Below are 20370 nucleotides of genomic sequence, written 5' to 3'. Positions count from 1 at the left end.
GTGATGTTTGTCATATTCCATTCTGGATATTCATTTGTATAATGCTTGGCGTTTTGATCACTTTAGATAGGTTTTTTCTTGATGCTGGAATACATAAAGCTAATGGTTACTGTTGCTCTTGTGGTTGTTAACAGTGCCTTTTGTTCTATTGCCATCTGCTTGTTGGCATTGATTAAAATGATCACTCCTACGGAAAATGCCAAGCGATTAGTTTCTCTTAGCGCAAATCAGCTTATGTGGCTTTGGGCGACTTTAAACTCGTTAATTCTCACTTTATTTAGCCGAATAGAATGGCAGATAGAGGGAGTGGAACAGCTGGATAAATCCTCTTGGTACTTGATGATCTCTAATCACCAAAGCTGGAGTGATATTGTGGTTCTTTGTTGTGTATTTAAGGACAAAATCCCTATGCCCAAGTTCTTTTTAAAGCAGCAATTACTCTATGTGCCTTTTGTTGGTATGGCTTGCTGGGCGTTAGATATGCCATTTATGAAGCGATATTCCAGAGAGTACTTGATTCGTCATCCGCATTTAAAAGGCAAAGATTTAGAGACAACTCGTCGCTCATGTGAAAAATTTAAATTTACTCCTACCACAGTAGTTAATTATGTTGAAGGTACTCGATTTACCAAAGAGAAACAGCATCAGAGTAGAGGTAAGTATCAGCATTTGCTGCCGCCAAAGTCCGGTGGAATAGCGTATACCTTAGCAACGATGGGGGAGCAGTTTGATGCCATTCTTGATGTGACTATTGCTTACCCTGAAAACCGAACTTCTCCATTTAGCGATCTATTAATGGGAAAAATGAAGCGTATTGTGGTTAAAGTAAATGTCCTGCCCGTTGATCCATCGGTTAAGGGGGATTACTTTAATGATAAGCCTTACAAACGTGCATTCCAGCAATGGCTTAGTGAACGATGGCAAGAGAAAGATGGTGAGTTAGAAAAACTCTATCAAGAATAGAAAATGGAGCCTTAGGCTCCATTTTAATAATGAGTACTTTTTGTTACTACAGCTCGTTGTCAGCGCTATTTTTTTAGTAAAAAGTTCACCAAATCAAAATAGTCATCGTAGCCTTTTAATTTATCTGTTTTTACTAGGTACTTATTATTGACGACGACCCCGGGAACCCCTTGTAGACCCGTAGATGTAAATTGCTTGTCGAAACGTTTTTGTATGGAATCAACAGCAAAACCGTTGTAAGCAGAATCAAATTTCTTTCCATCTATGCCGTTATCTATAAACATTTGACGAATATCGGCTTCTGATTGAGGGGCGTTTTGTAATATCTGAATTTGTTTAAAGAAGTAAGGCACCATGGTCTCTTCTACTTTTAACACAACCATGGTGGCATAAGCTTTTGCTACAGGCACTGCCATGTTTCCACCCATAAATGAGACATGGACTTTTTGCAGTTTGGCATTGTCCGGAATTTTCTTTTTCAACTCATTGATAAAGGGTTCAAACTTTAAGCAGTGTGGGCAATAGAAAGAGAAAAACTCAGTGACTACAGGTGAAGATGATTTGTTTACATCCAATACTTGGTAATGATCCCCCTCATTAAATTGAGCGGCATGTATTGAAACGCTGGCTAAAAGAGTCGCCAGTAGAATAAATACTTTTTTCATTAAGTGAATCTCTCCTTTATTGTTTAGACTGTATTTCTATCAGTTTTTAGGGTAATTGGCTACCATTGCGGTGTCAGCGTCAATACAGGTTCTTGCAATGCTGCTATCTGCTCTTTTATTGCCAGAACTTGATTTTCCCAGTACCTTGCATCTGCAAACCATGGGAAAGCTAAAGGAAAGGCAGGATCATTCCATCGTTTAGCAAGCCAAGCCATGTAATGCACCATGCGCAAACCACGAAGAGGCTCAATAAGTGCAAGCTCTGATGAGTTGAAGTCACAATACTCTTCATACCCTTCTAAGATAGTATCGAGTTGTGCCAGTTTATCCGTCCTATCTCCATTTAATAGCATCCACAAATCTTGAATCGCTGGCCCGTTTCTGGCGTCATCTAAGTCAACAAACATAGGGCCGTCACGCCATAAAATATTTCCTGGATGACAATCGCCATGTAGGCGGATGGTTTGATATTCGTCTGACCAATTTTTTTCTATCGACTTTATTAGCAAGTTTAAATCGCTAAAAAAGCTGTTTTCTATATGTGATGGAATAAAGGTAGAGTTTTCCAAGTATGATCTTGGCTGATATAGATACTCTTGTAATGATATTTGAGGTCTATGTAAGAATGTTTTCTGTTTTGCGACATTGTGGATTCGTCCCATAAAACGACCCACCCACTCTAACTGCTCATAGTTGTCGACCTCAAATTGGCGGCCTCCAACGCTTTGAAATAGCGCAAACAGATAACCATTGTATTGATGAAGTGATTGCCCATTTATAATCACTGGTGGAGCTACGGGGACATCATGTTCAAGTAACTCTAGTGTAAAGTCGTGTTCTTCTTGTATCTGTTCTTTACTCCAGCGTTGAGGTCGATAAAATTTGACCACATAACGCTTTTTCTCTTCATCAACAAATTGGTAAACGCGGTTCTCATAGCTATTTAATGCCAACAAACCTGACTCTGCTCGTATACCAATACTCTCTAAGGCATACCACATAAAATCGGGTGTTAAGGCATCAAAATTAAAAGCATTATTTATCATATTTAGTTCCAGAAACAAAAAGGACTCGTTGCCGAGCCCTTTTCTATCAAATGGTCGATTTATAATTTGTTTATAAATCGACTCTCTACTGTGATAGTAAATTGGTTGCTGTCAGTGAGTATAAACTGAATTGTGGAAACAGGTGAGCTAAGTTTGTCTGAGGTGACACCTAAACTAATAGGAAGGTTAAGAACTTCTCCTGGAGAGACCTGAATAGTTTGCTTACCATACCAAGTGACATCAGTTAATCCGCTCACATCTAATTGGTACTGTTGCGGTTGCTGTGTTTTATTGATGACTTTAAGGGTATAGGTGTTCTCCGTCATGCCACTGCTATTCACCTTGAATAGTTGGTTTCTATCCCTAAGTACACTCATGCCAACAGGTTCAACGCTTGCAATTTGAACAAAGAATAGAGCAATCATTAATATCATCACTGAGCCATAACCAATGAGTTTTGGTCTCATGATTTTGGTGCTATTGCCCGATAAGCGATGTTCAGTAGTATAACTAATCAGGTCTTTCTCATAACCCATTCTGTCCATGGTGACATTACAAGCATCAATACACGCGCCACAGTTTATACACTCATACTGAAGGCCGTCTCTAATGTCTATTCCTGTAGGGCATACCTGAACACAAAGATCACAGTCAATACAGTCACCAAGTCCCATTTTCTTTGGATCTGCTTTTCGTGATCTTGCTCCTCTTGATTCTCCACGCTCGGGATTGTATCCGACAATATAGGTATCTTTATCGAACATGGCAGATTGAAAACGTGCGTAAGGGCACATGTGCAAACAGACGATAGAACGCATCCAGCCAGCATTAGCGTAAGTACAAATAGCGAAAAACAGAACCCAAAACCCGGCCCAAAATGTACTGTTAAAGGTTAGAAAATCAATAACCAGTGATTTAATGGGTACAAAGTAGCCGACAAAGGTAAAGCCTGTGATGAGTGCGATAGCAAACCACGCTAGATGTTTTAAGGTTTTCCTTAATACCAAATTTGAGGTGAGCTTTTTGCTGTCTTGTTTCCTTCGTTTGTTGGCAGAGCCTTCTAATTTCTCTTCAAACCATATGTACATAAATGTCCATACTGTCTGAGGGCATAAATACCCACACCAAACCCGTCCTAAAAATGTTGTGATAAAGAAGAGTCCAAAAGCCGCAATCATAAAGAGCAATGCAAGCAAAGTGAGATCTTGAGGGTAGAGTGTTGTACCGAAGAAGTTAAACTGTTGGCTACCAATATCGAGTAAAATTGCTTGTCTTTCACCATAGGGTATCCAAGGTGTTAGACCAAATAGCAACAGTAAGAACCAAGAACCATAACGTCTTAGTTTTTGAAATGTGCCTTTGCTTTCCCTGACATAGATTCGGTTGTTTGGGTTAAACCGGTCTTGGTTGCCTTTGTGAGTTTTTGGGTTGTAAGTTTTGGGAGTCACATCTTTTATATCTATTTTATCCTGACTCATTTGCTTTCCTTGTGGGCTGATTTTTGATGCCTGTTGAGCGGCATCTTTTTGACATTACTTTCATTGTTATTATTAATAGAGCAATACCCTCACGATGGAATGTGAGACGGTTTGCCTATTTCGCCGTGAATTATATAACTGTTAACATATATGTTTCTTAATGGCGGTCTATTTTTAACATATTTCTGTGAAGCTTGAACAAAAAAACGACACATAGTGTGTCGTTTTATAATGATTCAGTTGTAAAAGGCGGCTAAATAATACCACGAGCCTTGAGTATTGCTGTTTTAAAGTCATCTTCTTGATCTTTAGCTAACCCCGGAATCATTTGATCTTTTTCTGAATTTCTCATTTTTAGGTGATAAATCAGAATATCGTCGGTGAGGTCATTAAGGCTTCCTTGGTACCCCGCTTCTTGACTTAACTTGGCAATAAATTCCATAAGGTTTAAGTCTGGTTCTTTTTGCCATTCAGGGTGGAGAAGCTCGATCACTTCATTAACTCGGTGACATTTCATCACGTACTCCATTTATTGATTATGAAGGTAAGTTAGCAAATACTCGAGAAAGAAAAAAGCGCAGCGGATTAAGACTGCGCTTTTTATTATGCCGCATGTGTAACTTTGGCTTCTGCATTCTTGGCTAATGCTGCTCGTTTTACCAGCGACGTTGTTGGTGCTGGTTTTTGAGTAACAGGAGCAGAGGCAGAGCCACAGCGGTGATATGACGCGCTTCGATTGGTGCGCGAAAACCTGACAGATGTTGGTCTCACTACTTTACCTAACAGTCAGGCACTTCCTTTGCCAAATTAATGGCCCGATCAACTATGAGATAAATCTCGTTTTGGCGCTTGCCATTCCTATAGATAATCAGGTGTATAGACATGTGATTACATATCTATATTAAGCATATCATCAAGATCTTACGGGATCGAGCTATCACAGAAAATAATGTCTTTTTTTTAATCACTTTTAGTTTGAAATTTATTCGCATTATGCTGGTTTGTTTTATTTATATAACGCTAATATGAGTTATGTTAGAAAACAAAAAGATGCTCTGTTATGTTATTGATATAGATTAGAGTATGAACAAGCGAAAAGTCGCGAATTAGTGTCTGTTTTGGTTAAGTTGTCTGATAGAGAGGGTTGCCCATGTCTTTTTTTAAAAAAACGCTAGCAAGTTTTGGCATTGGTTCTGCACGAGTAGACTCGATAGTACAGCAAGAGTTTTTGATCGCCGGTGAAAAAGCCAACATTTCTATAGAGGTGTATGGTGGTTCGACCGCTCAGGATATTGAGAACATTGAGTTAAAGATTTACTGCCGATATTTTGCTGAAGAGAAGGTAGAAAGTAATTCTAGTGAAGGCGGAAGCCAAACAGAAACGAAAAAAGTATCTAAAAACTATGTTTTAGCGAGCTGGACCTTGCCGTACGCTTTTACCATAGAGCCCGGTCAACATCGGCAGTTTGATGTCGAGCTGGATATTCCCCTAAATACACCTGTCTCAATTGGTGACACAAAAGTTTGGTTAGAAACAGGGTTGGATATCTCTTTAGCCAAAGATCCTACCGATAAAGATATACTAACGGTTCGACCTGATAGATTGTTGGATGGCATATTTTCTGAGTTAGAAGAACAAGGGTTGAGAATTCGACAAGTCGAGTGTGAAGCGACATCGGGTTTTGATATGCCATTTGTTCAAGAGTTTGAGTTTGTCCCTACAACAGGGCCGTTTCATGGGGTGTGGAGAGAGCTGGAGATAGTGTTGTACCGACACCCTGAAGAGCTAGAACTGTGGTTTGAAATAGATAGGCAGAAAGAGGGCATAAAAGGAATGCTTTCTAGCTTATTAGGCAAAGGTGAATTGAAGCGACACTTGAAGCTGCCTCTCACTCTCACTGAGCAAGAAGCCGGTGAAAAAGTGATCGAATACTTAAAATCGACAACATAATATTTGTGGTCTTTCAGTGTTTACTGGCTATGGATTGAGTTAAGCCGTCGCAAAATGGAGAGTAAAGTATGAGTCGCCCAGTGAACACTAATTACAGTCAGCAGGAAGAGATCGCTAACAGTATTACCCATGGCATAGGTGTTGTGCTGGGGGTTATTGGTTTAGTTCTGCTGCTAACTAAAGCGGTAAGCGCTCAAGCAGATATGATGACAATTGTTAGCATGACTGTGTATGGTGCGAGCATTATTTTGCTGTTTACCGCTTCTACGCTTTACCATGCCATTCCTTACCAAAATGCGAAGCGAACATTAAAAACACTGGATCACTGTGCAATCTATTTATTGATTGCAGGTAGCTATACTCCATTCTTAATGGTGGGATTAAGAACACCTTTAGCTATGGGGTTAATGGCGGTGATTTGGGGGATAGCATTGGTAGGGATTGTGTTTAAAATAGCCTTTGTTTATAAATATAAAAAGTTATCTTTGGTCACTTATCTGTTGATGGGATGGCTCTCATTGATCGTTATCTATCAACTCGCTTTATATATTGATATAGCAGGGCTTGTGTTGCTTGCTATTGGTGGTGTTGTATATTCTCTAGGTGTGATTTTCTACGTGTCTAAACGCGTTCCATTTAACCATGCTATTTGGCATGGTTTTGTTTTATTAGGCTGTACTTGCCATTTCTTTGCTATTTATCTCTATATCGATCCTGTTTAGTTTATCGAGATAGCGATTAGCTTTTCCAAAATGCGGGGAAAAATAGTACCAAAATAGTGAGTATTTCCAGTCGTCCCATCAGCATTCCAAAACTTAAAATCCATTTAGCTATATCAGGTAATGATGAAAAGTTACCTGTTGGGCCAATCACTGTGCCCATACCCGGTCCAACATTAGCAACGGCCGTTACTGCGCCTGAAATACTGGTAACAGGGTCGAGGCCGAGCGAGGCTAATGAAGCGGCGACAATAATAATAGTGGCAAAAAAAGTGATGGCAAAGGCGACCACGGAGCGAACAATGTCATCGTTAACGGGACGTTTGTTGTAGCGTTGAACGAAAATACCGGAAGGATGAATCAGCTTCATCATCTGTTTATTTAGCAGTGTTATGGCTATTTGAAAACGGAATATTTTAATACCGCCAGATGTGGAGCCCGAACAGGCGCCTGATAGCATTAAGAAGGCAAATATGACCGTTGGAAGCGCTCCCCATGCAGTAAAATCTTCTAATCCGTATCCCGTTGTGGTTACCACGGAGACAATATTAAACATAGAGACACGGATAGCATCAGGGAAACTATAGTGATTATGAACTTGTAACCAAATTGCGACCACTAAGCTGGTGGCAAGAAATAGGATCGTAAATCCCTTTACTTGAGCATCATGGTACAAAGCACGTAATGAACGGCTTCTAATCGCACTGACAAATAGAAGGAAGGGCAATCCCCCCAAAAACATAAACACCGTACCTACCCAATGCGCGCCATTGGAGAAAAGGTTCATAGAGCTATCGGATGTCGAGTAGCCCCCCGTTGAAAGCGTTGTAAATGCATGATTTACCGCATCAAATGGTCCCATTCCAGTGATAAGGTAACCGATAAAGCAGGCTACGGTCAGCGCTAAATAGACGGCAACTATGTTCTTGGCAACGGTTTTGGCTCTTGGACTGCTTTTATCTGACCAGTCTGATGATTCTGTTTGGAACAGTCGCATGCCTCCAACATTTAACATGGGAAGTATTGCAACGGCCATCACAATAAAGCCAATACCGCCTAGCCATTGTAAAATGGAACGCCATAACAGTATGCTGGGCGCCATATTGTCCAAGCCGCTTAATACGGTTGAACCTGTGGTTGTTATACCCGACATGGTCTCGAAATAGGCGTCAGTAAAGCTGATGTGATTAATAAATACAAAAGGTAACGCAGCAAAAGCGCTAGAGATAGTCCACACCAAAGAGGTGATAAGAAACATATCTCTAACTCCGAGTCTAAACGGTTTTTTTCGTCCTAATGTTACGCAGATAAAGGAGATTAAGTGGGTAATTAATACCGATTTACCAAATTCAAGAAAGCCATCAGTGCCTGATAGAAAAGCCACTAATGTTGGGACATACATGAACAGTGCTAATTTGGATAGCACGAGTCCAATAACAAACAGAATGGGTCTAAGGTTTACCATAGCTGTGTGATGTTATAAGAAAAATGGGCTTGGCTGGAATAGCGCTTCTACATCCGGTACATATTTCTTATCAACTAAGAACATCACCACATGGTCGTCCTGCTCAATGACAGTTTTGTCATGCGCTATCATCACTTCGTCACCACGAACAATGGCCCCAATGGTTGTTCCAGGTGGTAAGCGAAGTTTTCCTATTGCTCGTCCTACGACTTTTGATGTAGTTTCATCACCGTGAGCAATGGCTTCAATCGCCTCTGCAGCTCCTCTGCGTAATGACGATACGTTAACAATATCTGCTCGACGTACGTGGGTTAATAACGCGGAAATAGTGGCTTGCTGTGGAGAGATGGCAACATCAATTACGCCACCTTGCACAAGGTCAACATAAGCGCCACGCTGAATAAGCACCATTACTTTCTTTGCCCCTAACCGTTTAGCAAGCATGGCAGACATGATATTGGTTTCGTCTTCATTGGTTAGCGCGATAAAGACGTCAACTTGATCGATGTTCTCTTCAGTTAATAGTTCCTGATCAGCGGCATCACCACAAAATACAATGGTATTCTCTAGCTCTTCAGATAACTTCTCTGCACGAGTTAAGCTTCGTTCTACTAGCTTAACGCTATGGTCTTGATCTAGGCGTTTTGCGAGTGACGCTCCAATGTTTCCTCCTCCCACAATCATGATTCGGCGATAAGGTTTTTCTAATCGCTGTAACTCACTCATTACTGAACGGATGTTATTGCTAGCAGCAACAAAGAAGACTTCATCATCGGCCTCGATAATGGTTGTACCTTGAGGGCGAATTGGTCGACCTTGACGAAATATTGCGGCTACACGAGTATCAATATGCGGCATATGATCTCGAAGAGTCGATAGTGCGTTTCCAACCAGAGGGCCACCGTAATACGCTTTAACCGCGACAAGACTGACCTTTTTATCGGCGAAACTAACAACCTGAAGGGCGCCCGGGTACTGTATAAGGCGTTGAATATAACTTGTTACCAACTCCTCTGGAGCAATGAGATGATCTACTGGAACGGCACCCGATTGAAAAAGTGCATCTTTTTCTTTTAAGTACTCAGGAGAGCGAATTCGAGCAATTCGGTTTGGTGTATTAAATATGGTGAATGCAACTTGGCAAGCGGCCATATTGGTTTCATCAGAGTTGGTTACCGCTACAAGCATATCGGCATCTTGAGCACCCGCTTCTCTTAATGTTTCTGGGTGACTAGCAAAGCCATTAATAACACGTAAATCATATTTATCTTGTAGCTCTCGTAAACGGTCGCCATCTCGATCGATAATGGTGATGTCGTTGTTTTCACCAACTAAATTTTCCGCTAATGTGCCGCCGACCTGACCTGCACCAAGAATAATGATTTTCATGTTATTTGATCTCTTTAGGAATCAATAAGTAATGTTCTACGCTTGTTTTACCAGTACGGCGTAATAGAAACCGTCCATATTTTCTTCGCCAGGAAGTATTTGTCTACCCGGATTGTCAATCTCTGAACCAACAAGTTGTGCACCCTCTGTTCGCTGCAAAAATGCAGTGACTTGCTGTACATTTTCTTGAGGTGAGATTGAACAGGTTGCATAAACCATTGTGCCACCGACTTTAAGCTGTTGCCACATCGCGTCCATTATTTCACTCTGTAGAGTAGCTAATGCCGTAATATCATTTAAGCGACGTAACCACTTAATATCGGGGTGACGACGGATAACGCCGGTTGCAGAGCAAGGGGCATCAAGCAGTATTCGGTCAAACTTCTCTCCAGACCACCAAGCTGTTGGTGTGCGTGCATCGCCACAAATAACTTCAGCTTGTAATTGCAGTCTATTAAGGTTGTCATAAACTCGTTTTAGTCGGAACTTATCACTATCAATAGCCACGACTTTGCAGTTATTGGTTCGCTCTAGAATGTGGGCAGTTTTACCACCGGGAGCGGCGCAACAATCGAGAATGAGTTCGTTATCTTGTGGTTGTAGATAATTAACTGACAACTGTGCCGCTGCATCTTGAACCGATACCCAGCCTTTATCAAAACCAGGAAGAAGGGAGACATCACAGGGTGAATCCAGTTTAATGGCATCATCTGCTTCGGATAGAGTTGAGCCCGTTATGTTCTCTTTTTCTAGTAGCGCGAGGTACTCATCTCGACTGTGGTGCTGGCTATTTACACGTAACCACATTGGCGCTTTACTGTTGTTTGCTTCTACAACTGTTTGCCATTGGTCTGGGTAAGCGTTTTTTAGCATGTTTAGCAGCCAGCTCGGATGGCCATATTTACCTGCATCATGACTTACGGCCTGTTGATCCAGTTCATCTTGATTTCTTTGATAGTTTCGTAATACCGCGTTTATTAGGCCGCGTAGTCTAGGTTCACGAAGAGTATTGGTCGCTTCTACCGTTTCTCCTACTGCTGCATGAGCCGGTATACGCATAAAACTGATTTGGTAAATACCAACTAAAACAAGGTGATGAATAACTCGTTTTTTACCTTTTAATGGGTTATCCATTAATTGGTTTGCGATGGACTCTAGGCGAGGTAAATAACGTAACGCGCCGTAACAGATCTCTTGCAACAACGCATGATCACGAGGCTTTATAGTTTGCTGCGCTTCAGGCAGTGCAGTGGATAGTGACTGGCCTTTATCTACTACTTGATAAAGAACTTTAGCCGCGGCGGCGCGAACATTCATGATATAACCTTAATTGTTGTTCTAAAAAGAAGAGGCTAGCAGAGCTAGCCTTCTGTTGATGTTTTAACTTAGTTGGCTATCTATTTCAAACCAACTGCTTTTAGAGTTAAGAACATCTTGTACCGACATCGCTTTTTTACCTGGAATTTGAATTTGTTCAAGCACTAACGTCTCTTTTCCAGTACAAATATAGATCCCGCTTTTGTCTGCTTGCAAAATGGTGCCTGCAGGTTTGTCTGAGCGATGATTTTCTACACGAGCTTTCCACACTTTAATATTATTATCCGCGACGGAAAAATAACTCATCGGCCATGGATTGAACGCTCTTATACAGCGTTCAATAAACTCGGCAGGTTGCGACCAATCAATTTTTGCTTCTTCTTTAGACAGCTTCTTAGCGTAGCTTGCCAAGTCATCTTTTTGTTGCTCTGCTACTGATTTATCCGCTGCGATATCGGATAAGCAATCCACCAGCGCTTTAGGACCTAATTCAGCCAATTTATCGTACATTGATGCGCTGGTATCGCTAGATTCTATCGGTAAACTGGCAATTTTTAGCATGTCACCCGTGTCCAAGCCGATATCCATCTGCATAATGGTAACCCCGGTCTCTTTGTCTCCTGCCCAAATTGAACGTTGGATAGGAGCGGCTCCTCTCCATCTTGGTAGGATCGAGCCATGGACATTGATACAGCCTAGTCTTGGAGTATCTAATACGGCTTGTGGTAATAGTAACCCGTAAGCAACCACTACCATTAAGTCTGCATTTAGATCACGTAGTTGCTGTTTTGTTTCATCAGACTTAAAGTTTTCAGGCTGATAGACGGCAATGTTATTTTCTAATGCAATATTTTTAACCGGACTCGCGGTTAGTTTTTTGCCTCTTCCTGCTGGTCGGTCAGGCTGAGTATAAACAGCAATAACCTCATGCTCCGTAGACAACAACGCCGCCAAGTGACGGGCGGCGAAGTCAGGAGTTCCTGCAAAGACAATACGTAATGGTTGACTCAAGGAAACCTCGTTTATCTGTTTTTTTCGTTATAGCGTTTTATTTTTTCCAGCTTATCTTTGATTCGCTTACGCTTTAAGGGGGAAAGATAATCTACAAATAATTTCCCTTCTAAGTGGTCAAGCTCATGCTGAACACAGATAGCCAATAGGTCATCTGCTTCAAATGTGAATGCTTCACCATCTCTATTAAGGGCTTTAACGCTGACTTCTGATGCTCTTGATACCAGAGCTCTTGCGCCTGGTACAGAAAGACAACCTTCTTCGATGCCATCCTCTCCACGTTTTTCCGTGATTTCAGGATTAATTAACACCATTGGTTGATCGCGAGTTTCAGAAATATCAATAACGACGATACGTTGATGAAAGTCGACTTGAGTAGCGGCAAGGCCGATACCTTCTTCTTCGTACATGGTTTCAATCATGTCGTCGACGAATTTTTGGATTTCAGCGGTCACTTTCTCTACAGGCTTTGCGACTGTGCGAAGGCGATCATCTGGAAAAGTTAATACTTGTAATACAGACATATACACTCAAAAAATTGAACTGTGCCGAATCAGCTTTATGTTGGTTGACTCAATTCTAGACATTTTAATGACCAAATGACAGCATTCAACCTGATAGATAGGTGGAGTGATGCCAATTTTTGAGTAGTTTACTCTTTTTTTTGTGTTTTTTTTATCCATTTTTTTATCTTCATTTAATTCGGTCACAATGGCGATCAATTTCATAATGAAGGCGGTTTTTTTTCTAAGCAAAATCATTGTGTTATATCGTTGATGTCTATTGAGGGTGAGATATGAAAGAAAAGCAGCTTCTCTCCTGGCTAATGCTAAGTGCCACCCCAAATATTGGTGGTTATAAACTTACCAAGCTACTTTATTTAGATTCGGCAGAAAATATTGTCGGTTACTCTACCGCCAGGCTGCAGTCTATAGGCTTTAACAGTAAGCAAGTACACTATATAAAGCATCAGGCAAGAAGTGATGCGGAGTTGTGTTTAAAGTGGCGAGATGCTAGCTGCTGCAATCATATTATTACTTTGAATTGTGAGCTTTATCCTTCTCTATTAAAGGAGATTGCGTCACCCCCACCGGTATTATTTATTAAAGGCGATCCGAAACTACTCTCTAGGCCACAGATCGCTATTGTAGGAAGCCGGAATGCCAGTATTGATGGCCTTAACCTAGCTAAGCGCTTTTCTGCAAGCTTAGTTGAGCAGAAATTAATTATCACCAGTGGGCTCGCTTTAGGTATAGACGGTTATGCTCATGACGGGGCGTTATCTGCAAAAGGAAAAACGATCGCGGTATTAGGTTCTGGGTTAGACAATATTTATCCCTCAAGACACAAATCATTGGCATCAAGAATCATTGATAGTGGTGCGTTAGTCTCTGAGTTCCGTCCCAATGCGAAACCTAGGGCTGAGCATTTTCCCCGTCGAAACAGAATTATCAGTGGTTTATCTTGTGGCGTGCTGGTTGTTGAAGCGGCGTTAAAAAGTGGTTCATTGATAACTGCTCGTTATGCTCTGGAGCAAAACCGTGATGTTTTTGCCCTTCCCGGTACCATACAGAGCCCACATAGTTTGGGTAGTAATAAGTTGATTCAGCAAGGGGCTAAGCTCGTTCAGAATTGTGAAGATATATTGGTTGAAATAGAAAGCTTGTTAAATTGGTCTATTGATAAGCAGTTGGAACTTTTTGACCCACAAGATGAAAATGAACAATTGCCATTTCATCAACTGTTAGCTAACGTAGGAGTAGAGGCTACACCAGTTGATATTTTGGCACAGAGGACCAATATACCTGTGAGTAAAGTAATGATGCAGCTTCTTGAGCTCGAGCTTCAAGGGCATGTTGCTGCCGTTACTGGTGGCTATATTCGAATGAGGAGGGGTTAGCTATGATGGACATCTTAATGTATTTGTTCGAAACCTACATCCATAGTGATGCTGAGTTGATGGTGGACCAAGACGAACTTGAAGAAGAGCTATTGAGAGCTGGTTTCCATCAAAAAGAGATATATAAAGCGTTAGATTGGTTAGAAGATCTTGCTGCATTGCAGCAGAGTGATACTCGCTCAGTCATTGAAACTAACGCGGCAACTTCTACTCGTATTTATACCGAAAAAGAGATGGGTCGACTCGACGTTAAGTGTCGAGGTTTTCTGATTTTTCTTGAACAGGTTAATGTGTTAACAACAGAAACTCGTGAGATGGTCATTGATCGAGTTATGGGATTAGAAACTCAAGAATTACATCTTGATGATTTAAAATGGGTTATCTTAATGGTGCTGTTTAATGTGCCGGGAAATGAGAACGCATACACATTAATGGAAGAGCTCTTATATACCGCAGAGACGGGCATTCTTCACTGATCTCGCTTTTTATCTTAAGGCAGTAAAGCATTATGAGTGGCAAAATTGATCATCAACTGTTTACCGCGCATGAACATGCGTTAGAGCACGATCCTTGTCCTAAGTGCTCCGGGGAACTGAGTGTTCGTCATAGCAAAAATGGCCCTTTTCTTGGCTGTTCTGCTTATCCTAAATGTGATTATATTAAACCACTCCATCAAAATGATGGTCATATTGTTAAAGCGTTAGGGGTTGCCTGTCCTAGTTGCCAAAGTGAACTGGTATTAAGGCAGGGGCGCTATGGCATGTTTATTGGCTGCAGTAGTTACCCTGACTGTAATCATATTGAGTCTTTAGATCATAAAGAAGAGGACAAGGACGATGATGCAAGTTTTCTTTGTCCGGAATGTTCTATTGGCCATTTAGTAGAAAGAAAATCTCGGTTTGGTAAAGTTTTTTTCGCCTGTGATAACTTTCCTAAATGCAAATTTGCCCTTAACCAGCAACCTAGAAAAGGTAAGTGTGAGCAGTGTGGTTATCCTCTATTGGTAGATAAACATACTCAGAAAGGGGACTCCATTCAGTGTGCTAACCGAAAATGTCAGCACACTCAAGGAAGTTAATACTGCGATAGCCGAGTCTATGCTTGATTAATAAGTTTGTTCGCCCCTTCGATTAAGCTTGGAAATAACGACTTATCAACGATATCACTGATAGTAAGTAGTTGCTTACCTAACTCCAAAGTACTTTCAGCCGATACATTTATGTGACCCATTTTTCGACCCGGTCTTTTCTCTTTACCATACCAATGAATATGACAGTTGTTCATTGCAAGTAGCTGTTCTGGAAGTGAGTCCTCACCCAATATATTGATCATCGCAGTAGGACGAAGTAATTGAGTGCTGCCTAATGGCAGGCCACACACTGCCCGTAGATGATTTTCAAATTGGCAAACATCCGCTCCCTGTTGAGTCCAGTGACCTGAGTTGTGAACTCGTGGTGCAATTTCGTTAACCAATAAAGTGCCTTTAACATCAAAGAACTCTATCGCTAAAGTGCCAACATAATTCAACTCTCCTGCAATCGCGATAAACATTTGTTCCGCTTGTTTTTGTAAGGTTGCATTTGCTATGGCAGTTGAAAGAGTTAATACACCGTTGGTGTGAATGTTTTCGGTTAATGGATAGACCTTTATTTCACCTTGTTTGCTTCTTGTGCCCACCAGTGATACTTCTCGGTCAAAAGAGACAAATTCTTCGGCCACAATGGCTTGGTTTTTGGTCTCGTGAATACACTGATGTAGTTCCGACCAAATTGATTCTATTTGATCGGATTGAGTCAATCGCCATTGTCCTTTGCCATCATAGCCACCAAGCGTACTTTTCAGTACCATAGGTAAACCAACATGACGAATTGCAATGTCAAAATCTTCTCGACTATTAATTACGTAGTATTTTGCGTTGTTAACTGAGGCTTGATCGAGAAGTGTCTTCTCTTGTCTTCTGTCTCCCCCCGCTCGAATAGCCGCTGCATTTGGTAGAAACTTACCACTTTGTTGGCAGATATCTAATACATCATTTGGAATATGTTCAAACTCTGCGGTGATGACATCTGCCTTGTCAATTGCACCCTCTAATCCAGTTCCTAATACTTCTAGCGTGAGTGGGTGGACAATATTGTTTGATCGAACATCAAATGCTGAAATAGTGATATTTAATGGTGCACCTGCTAGAGCCATCATTCGGGCAAGTTGACCAGCCCCTAAAACAAGAACATGCATGCACTACTCCTCGCTTGGGTCAGGGTTGGCTAAAATAGTTTCAGTTTGGTCGCTACGGAACTTCTCGACTTTCTGCATTACAAGGTCATCTTGCGTTCCAATAATTTGTGCTGCGAGCAGTCCTGCATTTGCCGCCCCAGCCTCACCTATTGCCAGCGTTCCCACTGCGATGCCTTTTGGCATTTGAACAATAGAGAGTAGTGAGTCCATTCCTTTTAGTGCTTTCGATTGGACTGGAACACCTAGTACAGGGATGCTGGTAAATGCTGCAGTCATTCCTGGTAGATGGGCTGCGCCGCCTGCGCCAGCAATAATGACTTTAATTCCGTTCTCTTTCGCTCCACTAGCATAATCAGCTAATAGTTGAGGAGTTCGGTGAGCTGATACCACTTTGGTTTCGTATGGAACACCAAAGAGATCAAGCATCTCTGCAGCGAGTTTCATCGTTGGCCAGTCCGATTTTGACCCCATGATAATACCGACTTTCATATTAACTCCTGATGTAGCGCGTTGGTTTTGGATTATTTTCGCGCATTATAAGGCTAAAAAACCAGAAGGAAAACGTTTGCGTCAAACATTTTATCCATGTTAGCACCTTAATGCAGTGAAAAGCCGTTAGCGTATCTTGTCAATTTTATTGTTGGGTATAATAGTTAACAGAGATTAATTTGAGGCCCTGATAACGCGTAACTTCAATGAAATGGATTATCTTATAAATAGAGATAAATAAGCTTAGTCAGATGAAATAGGAATTTGTACACTAAAAGGAACAATGAATCGATTAATCATGAATATGGAAAATGTAGATAAAGCCGTACAAGCGCTTGAAGTAGGTCGAGTGATCGCATATCCCACAGAAGGAGTCTTCGGTGTGGGTTGTGACCCCGATAATATTGATGCGATTAAAGAGCTGCTTGCGATTAAGCAGCGTCCTGTGGAGAAAGGGTTAATCTTAATTGCTTCCAGTTATCAACAGTTGCGTCCGTATGTTGATGAGAGGTCTTTAACCGCAGAGCAACTAGAGCAGATTAAACAATCTTGGCCAGCTGCGATTACTTGGGTAATGCCAGCTAGTGATTTAGTTTCACCATTTGTGTCAGGCCAATTTAATACGGTTGCAGTTCGTGTTACGGATCATCCTACGGTTAAGGCATTGTGTGATGCCTTTGGTAAGCCTATCACCTCTACTAGTGCCAATTTGACGGGCATGGTGCCTTGTATGACGACAAATGAGGTGTATCAACAGTTGGGACAAACCTCAGTTGTCATTGTTGAAGGGGAGACTGGAGGAAGATCTAAACCTTCAGAAATTCGTGATGCTAAAACATTGACCATTTTGCGAGAAGGATAAGGAATTTATGTCCAAAATAGACAAGGATGCAGTGAAGCATTTTCTTATGTCGCTTCAAGATTCCATTTGTCACCAATTAGAGATGGTGGATGGAAAAGAAAAATTTATTGAAGATACTTGGCAGCGAGAACTTGGTGGCGGTGGGCGATCAAGGGTTCTCAAAGATGGTGGTGTATTTGAACAAGGTGGGGTTAACTTCTCCCACGTATTTGGTAAAAAAATGCCAGCTTCTGCAACGGCTCATCGACCAGAGCTTGCAGGAAGGAACTTCGAGGCCATGGGGGTTTCATTAGTTCTTCATCCGCATAATCCATATGTACCGACTTCACATGCCAATGTGCGTTTTTTTATTGCTGAAAAAGAGGGTGAAGAACCTATTTGGTGGTTTGGTGGTGGGTTTGATCTAACGCCTTTCTATCCATTTATGGAGGATTGTCAACATTGGCATGATACAGCAAAAGCTATTTGTCAGCCTTTTGGTAACCATGTTTATAAAGAACATAAAGCGTGGTGTGATGACTATTTTTATCTGCCTCATAGAGAGGAAACCCGTGGTATAGGGGGGCTTTTCTTTGATGACCTTAATCAATGGGGCTTTGAACGTTCTTTTGATTACATTAAATCCGTTGGAAATGGTTATACAGATGCCTATTTACCTATAGTCAGTAAGCGAAAGCAGATGCCGTTTGGTGAGAGAGAAAGAGAGTTTCAGCTCTACCGAAGAGGTCGATATGTGGAATTTAATTTGGTGTATGACAGGGGAACCCTGTTTGGCTTACAGAGTGGAGGCCGAACAGAGTCTATACTGATGTCTATGCCGCCACTTGCTCGTTGGGAATATAGCTATCAGCCAGAAGAAGGTTCTGCGGAAGCCAATCTTTATCAAGAGTATCTCAAACCTCGAGAGTGGTAACTTGGCGAATTGATGTTGAAATGGTAGGGTCAATAATATTGACCCTTTTTTGTAGGCAAGGAAATGGCTAACACTCCTGATCAGTATCGCGTATTTGGTAACCCTATCTCACAAAGTAAATCTCCCTTTATACATACTCTATTTGCTAGACAGACTATGCAGAACTTGCAATATCAAAGTTATCAGCCTGAAGATGATGATTTTATTTCGGCAGTAGGTGATTTTTTTAAGCAAGGAGGGCGTGGTTGCAATATTACAGCTCCGTATAAAGAGCAGGCATTTCAGTTTGCAGATAGGCTAACAGAAAGAGCGCAGCTTTCAGGCGCAGTGAACACATTGAAAAAGCTAGATGATGGTGAAATCCTTGGTGATAACACAGACGGTGAAGGGTTAGTACAAGATCTGCTTCAACATCAAGTGCCTTTAAAAGATAGCCGTATATTGTTGATTGGTGCAGGAGGTGCGGCAAGGGGAGTGATTAAACCGTTATTGGATCAACAACCAGCACAACTGACATTGGTGAATCGAACTTATGAGAAGGCGCAGCAATTAGTTGATATGTTTGTGCCGTACGGCAATATAGTGTCGTGCCCTGTTGAAGCGGTAGGGAATCAATTTGATCTTATCATCAACTCAACATCGGCAAGCTTATATAAACAGGTACCAGATATTACGTCATCAATTTTTGACGGTAATTGTATCAGTTACGATATGTCTTATGGTAAGGATTTAACCTCCTTCAACCAGTGGGCATTAGAGAATGGTGCCAGTCATAGCTATGACGGTTTGGGTATGTTGGTTGGGCAGGCTGCAGAAAGTTTTATGCTGTGGAGAGGGTTAAGGCCTGGAACAAAACAGATCTTAAGAGAGCTTAGACGTAACCTTGAGGGGGTATAATGAATCAATCGATTTTATTTCCAGATCTGCAAACCTGGCAAGAAGATAAACAACAAATTGTTTTTATTGCCCAGCAGTCAGGGCTTAGCATTGACTGCATTATTACTGTAGCCAGTTTATCTCAGCTAAAAGGTGAGAATATAGTAGGAGAGGAACAAGCTCTTCATATATTTTCCGAATATAGATTTGATATAGAAGAGCTCGCGGAACAGTTGATTGAAGATGAAGACTTTAACCATGATGGACAAATAGAGATAAAGTTATAACCCCATCACTAACTAAAGACTCAACCGTTCAGTCTATGAATACTTTAACTACTATATTTCACTTAAGTATTCGTTTTTATTTTTAACGTAGTTTTCAGCGGATTGCTTTAGGAAAGCGAGCTCGTACTCTTTTAAAGGTCGGGCTTGCTTAACAGGGCTGCCAACATAGAGGTAACCACTTTCTAAGGTTTTGTTTGGTGGAACAAGACTTCCCGCACCCACCATGACATCATCTTCTATCACTGCCCCGTCCAAAACGATGGATGCCATGCCGATTAATACTCTATTGTGAATGGTACAACCGTGAAGCATTACTTTATGCCCAACAGTGACATCATTACCAATAATGAGGGGAAAACCATCAGGGTTGGAGGTGTTTTTATGGGTAACGTGTAATACGCTACCATCTTGAATATTACTTCTTTCACCTATTCGAATGTGGTTAACGTCGCCGCGTGCTGCGACGAGTGGCCAAACACTGGCATCTTTACTAATAACTATATCACCAACGAGAACAGCACTTTCATCAACGTAAGCGGATTCGTCGATGTCAGGGTATATTCCTTTATAGCTTCTTAATCTACTCATAATCATTCCTTTTAATAAACGTTGTTAAGCATAAATAAAGAACAATTATTAGTAAAATTAGCCTTTAGTGGATAAAAAGCATCCAAACGGTAAAATAACTGAAATATTTTCCAAAAAAGGGTTGCCAATGTGAATTCGATCTCTATAATGCGCCCTCACTGACACGGCAGAGCCCACAAGGGTTAACTGGCAAAATCAGTCAGGCAGCAGCCTAGC

General features: G+C 41.3%; 23 protein-coding genes. 10 read left to right on the top strand and 13 right to left on the bottom strand.

The window, feature by feature from the left end; all coding sequences use genetic code 11:
• The first annotated feature begins 81 nt into the window (after positions 1 to 81).
• Complete coding sequence (locus tag F0227_RS19655) at positions 82 to 963, top strand: acyltransferase (protein ID WP_171754954.1); 882 nt, start codon at positions 82 to 84, stop codon at positions 961 to 963.
• A 65-nt stretch (positions 964 to 1028) separates the two neighbouring features.
• On the opposite strand, the gene F0227_RS19650 is transcribed toward F0227_RS19655, so the two are convergent.
• From F0227_RS19650 to F0227_RS19630, 5 genes are all read right to left on the bottom strand, one after another.
• Positions 1029 to 1628, bottom strand: coding sequence for a thiol:disulfide interchange protein DsbA/DsbL (locus F0227_RS19650; RefSeq protein ID WP_171754953.1), 600 nt, complete (start codon positions 1626 to 1628; stop codon positions 1029 to 1031).
• 59 nt (positions 1629 to 1687) lie between these two features.
• Positions 1688 to 2674: a serine/threonine protein kinase gene (locus F0227_RS19645; protein WP_171754952.1), complete on the bottom strand. Its 987-nt coding sequence runs from the start codon at positions 2672 to 2674 to the stop codon at positions 1688 to 1690.
• Positions 2675 to 2733: 59 nt separating this feature from the next.
• The gene (gene ccoG / locus F0227_RS19640; protein ID WP_171754951.1) at positions 2734 to 4152 is read right to left on the bottom strand and encodes a cytochrome c oxidase accessory protein CcoG; all 1419 of its coding nucleotides are present in this window, start codon (positions 4150 to 4152) and stop codon (positions 2734 to 2736) included.
• A 253-nt stretch (positions 4153 to 4405) separates the two neighbouring features.
• Positions 4406 to 4669, bottom strand: coding sequence for a YihD family protein (locus F0227_RS19635; RefSeq protein WP_171754950.1), 264 nt, complete (start codon positions 4667 to 4669; stop codon positions 4406 to 4408).
• Between the two features lie 86 nt (positions 4670 to 4755).
• On the bottom strand, positions 4756 to 4923 hold the full coding sequence (locus F0227_RS19630; RefSeq protein ID WP_171754949.1) for a hypothetical protein: 168 nt from the start codon (positions 4921 to 4923) through the stop codon (positions 4756 to 4758).
• 379 nt (positions 4924 to 5302) lie between these two features.
• Here F0227_RS19630 and F0227_RS19625 point away from each other — a divergent pair, with 379 nt between their 5' ends.
• Both F0227_RS19625 and F0227_RS19620 read left to right on the top strand, forming a co-directional pair.
• The gene (locus F0227_RS19625) at positions 5303 to 6103 is read left to right on the top strand and encodes a sporulation protein (protein WP_171754948.1); all 801 of its coding nucleotides are present in this window, start codon (positions 5303 to 5305) and stop codon (positions 6101 to 6103) included.
• Positions 6104 to 6171: 68 nt separating this feature from the next.
• Complete coding sequence (locus F0227_RS19620) at positions 6172 to 6825, top strand: hemolysin III family protein (protein WP_171754947.1); 654 nt, start codon at positions 6172 to 6174, stop codon at positions 6823 to 6825.
• 16 nt (positions 6826 to 6841) lie between these two features.
• Here the strand turns inward: F0227_RS19620 and F0227_RS19615 are convergent, their stop codons facing one another.
• The 5 genes from F0227_RS19615 to def form a co-directional block, all read right to left on the bottom strand.
• The gene (locus F0227_RS19615) at positions 6842 to 8287 is read right to left on the bottom strand and encodes a TrkH family potassium uptake protein (RefSeq protein ID WP_171754946.1); all 1446 of its coding nucleotides are present in this window, start codon (positions 8285 to 8287) and stop codon (positions 6842 to 6844) included.
• Between the two features lie 12 nt (positions 8288 to 8299).
• Entirely contained in the window at positions 8300 to 9676 is a 1377-nt protein-coding gene (gene trkA / locus F0227_RS19610; protein ID WP_171754945.1) for a Trk system potassium transporter TrkA, read from the bottom strand.
• 36 nt (positions 9677 to 9712) lie between these two features.
• Positions 9713 to 10993, bottom strand: a complete 1281-nt coding sequence (gene rsmB, locus F0227_RS19605) for a 16S rRNA (cytosine(967)-C(5))-methyltransferase RsmB (RefSeq protein ID WP_171754944.1) — start codon at positions 10991 to 10993, stop codon at positions 9713 to 9715.
• 63 nt (positions 10994 to 11056) lie between these two features.
• Positions 11057 to 12004 carry a methionyl-tRNA formyltransferase gene (gene fmt / locus F0227_RS19600; RefSeq protein ID WP_171754943.1) on the bottom strand — a complete coding sequence of 316 codons (948 nt, stop codon included), beginning with the start codon at positions 12002 to 12004 and terminating at the stop codon, positions 11057 to 11059.
• A gap of 11 nt (positions 12005 to 12015) precedes the next feature.
• Positions 12016 to 12528 carry a peptide deformylase gene (def, locus tag F0227_RS19595; RefSeq protein ID WP_171754942.1) on the bottom strand — a complete coding sequence of 171 codons (513 nt, stop codon included), beginning with the start codon at positions 12526 to 12528 and terminating at the stop codon, positions 12016 to 12018.
• Positions 12529 to 12800: 272 nt separating this feature from the next.
• Here def and dprA point away from each other — a divergent pair, with 272 nt between their 5' ends.
• Genes dprA through F0227_RS19580 form a run of 3 tightly spaced genes read left to right on the top strand, consistent with a single transcriptional unit; the run spans position 12801 to position 14982 of the window.
• Positions 12801 to 13904, top strand: coding sequence for a DNA-processing protein DprA (gene dprA, locus F0227_RS19590; protein ID WP_171754941.1), 1104 nt, complete (start codon positions 12801 to 12803; stop codon positions 13902 to 13904).
• A 2-nt stretch (positions 13905 to 13906) separates the two neighbouring features.
• Positions 13907 to 14380: a DUF494 family protein gene (locus tag F0227_RS19585; protein WP_171754940.1), complete on the top strand. Its 474-nt coding sequence runs from the start codon at positions 13907 to 13909 to the stop codon at positions 14378 to 14380.
• Between the two features lie 32 nt (positions 14381 to 14412).
• Positions 14413 to 14982: a topoisomerase DNA-binding C4 zinc finger domain-containing protein gene (locus F0227_RS19580; RefSeq protein ID WP_171754939.1), complete on the top strand. Its 570-nt coding sequence runs from the start codon at positions 14413 to 14415 to the stop codon at positions 14980 to 14982.
• Positions 14983 to 14999: 17 nt separating this feature from the next.
• Here the strand turns inward: F0227_RS19580 and F0227_RS19575 are convergent, their stop codons facing one another.
• Together F0227_RS19575 and purE are read right to left on the bottom strand one after the other, a co-directional pair.
• The gene (locus F0227_RS19575) at positions 15000 to 16139 is read right to left on the bottom strand and encodes a 5-(carboxyamino)imidazole ribonucleotide synthase (RefSeq protein WP_171754938.1); all 1140 of its coding nucleotides are present in this window, start codon (positions 16137 to 16139) and stop codon (positions 15000 to 15002) included.
• A 3-nt stretch (positions 16140 to 16142) separates the two neighbouring features.
• Entirely contained in the window at positions 16143 to 16628 is a 486-nt protein-coding gene (purE, locus tag F0227_RS19570; protein WP_171754937.1) for a 5-(carboxyamino)imidazole ribonucleotide mutase, read from the bottom strand.
• A 304-nt stretch (positions 16629 to 16932) separates the two neighbouring features.
• Here purE and F0227_RS19565 point away from each other — a divergent pair, with 304 nt between their 5' ends.
• From F0227_RS19565 to F0227_RS19550, 4 genes are all read left to right on the top strand, one after another.
• On the top strand, positions 16933 to 17490 hold the full coding sequence (locus tag F0227_RS19565) for an L-threonylcarbamoyladenylate synthase (RefSeq protein ID WP_171754962.1): 558 nt from the start codon (positions 16933 to 16935) through the stop codon (positions 17488 to 17490).
• A 7-nt stretch (positions 17491 to 17497) separates the two neighbouring features.
• On the top strand, positions 17498 to 18403 hold the full coding sequence (hemF, locus tag F0227_RS19560; protein WP_171754936.1) for an oxygen-dependent coproporphyrinogen oxidase: 906 nt from the start codon (positions 17498 to 17500) through the stop codon (positions 18401 to 18403).
• 63 nt (positions 18404 to 18466) lie between these two features.
• Entirely contained in the window at positions 18467 to 19300 is an 834-nt protein-coding gene (gene aroE, locus F0227_RS19555; RefSeq protein ID WP_171754935.1) for a shikimate dehydrogenase, read from the top strand.
• Entirely contained in the window at positions 19300 to 19566 is a 267-nt protein-coding gene (locus F0227_RS19550) for a DUF1488 domain-containing protein (protein ID WP_171754934.1), read from the top strand. The genes aroE and F0227_RS19550 overlap by 1 nt, the downstream gene beginning before the upstream one ends.
• A gap of 51 nt (positions 19567 to 19617) precedes the next feature.
• Here the strand turns inward: F0227_RS19550 and F0227_RS19545 are convergent, their stop codons facing one another.
• Complete coding sequence (locus F0227_RS19545; RefSeq protein ID WP_171754933.1) at positions 19618 to 20154, bottom strand: gamma carbonic anhydrase family protein; 537 nt, start codon at positions 20152 to 20154, stop codon at positions 19618 to 19620.
• Between the last annotated feature and the right edge of the window lie 216 nt (positions 20155 to 20370).

This window comes from Vibrio sp. 99-8-1, assembly GCF_013114595.1.
Lineage (GTDB): Bacteria > Pseudomonadota > Gammaproteobacteria > Enterobacterales > Vibrionaceae > Vibrio.
Note: the sequence above shows the minus strand (reverse complement) of the source record. Positions and strands in the feature narration are given on the sequence as shown.

What these genes read in the sequence shown, in the direction of transcription:
- F0227_RS19655 (WP_171754954.1), top strand. Translation starts at nt 82, where the DNA reads ATGCTGGAATACATAAAGCTAATGGTTACTGTTGCTCTTGTGGTTGTT.
- F0227_RS19650 (WP_171754953.1), bottom strand. Translation starts at nt 1,628, where the DNA reads ATGAAAAAAGTATTTATTCTACTGGCGACTCTTTTAGCCAGCGTTTCA.
- F0227_RS19645 (WP_171754952.1), bottom strand. Translation starts at nt 2,674, where the DNA reads ATGATAAATAATGCTTTTAATTTTGATGCCTTAACACCCGATTTTATG.
- ccoG (WP_171754951.1), bottom strand. Translation starts at nt 4,152, where the DNA reads ATGAGTCAGGATAAAATAGATATAAAAGATGTGACTCCCAAAACTTAC.
- F0227_RS19635 (WP_171754950.1), bottom strand. Translation starts at nt 4,669, where the DNA reads ATGAAATGTCACCGAGTTAATGAAGTGATCGAGCTTCTCCACCCTGAA.
- F0227_RS19625 (WP_171754948.1), top strand. Translation starts at nt 5,303, where the DNA reads ATGTCTTTTTTTAAAAAAACGCTAGCAAGTTTTGGCATTGGTTCTGCA.
- F0227_RS19620 (WP_171754947.1), top strand. Translation starts at nt 6,172, where the DNA reads ATGAGTCGCCCAGTGAACACTAATTACAGTCAGCAGGAAGAGATCGCT.
- F0227_RS19615 (WP_171754946.1), bottom strand. Translation starts at nt 8,287, where the DNA reads ATGGTAAACCTTAGACCCATTCTGTTTGTTATTGGACTCGTGCTATCC.
- trkA (WP_171754945.1), bottom strand. Translation starts at nt 9,676, where the DNA reads ATGAAAATCATTATTCTTGGTGCAGGTCAGGTCGGCGGCACATTAGCG.
- rsmB (WP_171754944.1), bottom strand. Translation starts at nt 10,993, where the DNA reads ATGAATGTTCGCGCCGCCGCGGCTAAAGTTCTTTATCAAGTAGTAGAT.
- def (WP_171754942.1), bottom strand. Translation starts at nt 12,528, where the DNA reads ATGTCTGTATTACAAGTATTAACTTTTCCAGATGATCGCCTTCGCACA.
- dprA (WP_171754941.1), top strand. Translation starts at nt 12,801, where the DNA reads ATGAAAGAAAAGCAGCTTCTCTCCTGGCTAATGCTAAGTGCCACCCCA.
- F0227_RS19585 (WP_171754940.1), top strand. Translation starts at nt 13,907, where the DNA reads ATGATGGACATCTTAATGTATTTGTTCGAAACCTACATCCATAGTGAT.
- F0227_RS19580 (WP_171754939.1), top strand. Translation starts at nt 14,413, where the DNA reads ATGAGTGGCAAAATTGATCATCAACTGTTTACCGCGCATGAACATGCG.
- F0227_RS19575 (WP_171754938.1), bottom strand. Translation starts at nt 16,139, where the DNA reads ATGCATGTTCTTGTTTTAGGGGCTGGTCAACTTGCCCGAATGATGGCT.
- purE (WP_171754937.1), bottom strand. Translation starts at nt 16,628, where the DNA reads ATGAAAGTCGGTATTATCATGGGGTCAAAATCGGACTGGCCAACGATG.
- F0227_RS19565 (WP_171754962.1), top strand. Translation starts at nt 16,933, where the DNA reads ATGGAAAATGTAGATAAAGCCGTACAAGCGCTTGAAGTAGGTCGAGTG.
- hemF (WP_171754936.1), top strand. Translation starts at nt 17,498, where the DNA reads ATGTCCAAAATAGACAAGGATGCAGTGAAGCATTTTCTTATGTCGCTT.
- aroE (WP_171754935.1), top strand. Translation starts at nt 18,467, where the DNA reads ATGGCTAACACTCCTGATCAGTATCGCGTATTTGGTAACCCTATCTCA.
- F0227_RS19550 (WP_171754934.1), top strand. Translation starts at nt 19,300, where the DNA reads ATGAATCAATCGATTTTATTTCCAGATCTGCAAACCTGGCAAGAAGAT.
- F0227_RS19545 (WP_171754933.1), bottom strand. Translation starts at nt 20,154, where the DNA reads ATGAGTAGATTAAGAAGCTATAAAGGAATATACCCTGACATCGACGAA.